Source organism: Pseudomonas crudilactis, assembly GCF_013433315.1.
In the GTDB taxonomy this organism is placed as follows: Bacteria; Pseudomonadota; Gammaproteobacteria; order Pseudomonadales; family Pseudomonadaceae; genus Aquipseudomonas; species Aquipseudomonas crudilactis.
The window spans coordinates 1-283 of record NZ_WXVV01000076.1; the positions used below are offsets into that span (position 1 = coordinate 1).

The 283-nt window shown below is 59.4% G+C and carries 1 protein-coding gene; it reads left to right on the forward strand.

The genetic code is table 11. The annotated features are described in order from the left end of the window. Nucleotides 1–283: calcium-binding protein (locus GTU76_RS29850; protein ID WP_425503688.1), on the forward strand; the 283-nt coding region annotated here is incomplete at both ends.

Here is a 283-nt window from a genome sequence, read left to right on the forward strand (position 1 = left end):
GGGTACCACGACTTTCTACGGCGGCGCCGGTAACGACGTGTACATCATCAATGGTTCGGCCAGCCAGAACGTGGTGGAAATGGCGGGCGGCGGTGATGATGAAGTGCGCACCACGCTGAGCAACATCACCCTGGTCAACGAAGTCGAACGTCTGACGTTTACCGGTACTGGAAACTTCATCGGTCGCGGCAATGCCTCTGACAACGTCATCACCGGCGGTGCCGGCAACGATATCTTGATGGGCGGCGCAGGTGCCGACCAACTGATTGGTGGTGCCGGCTTC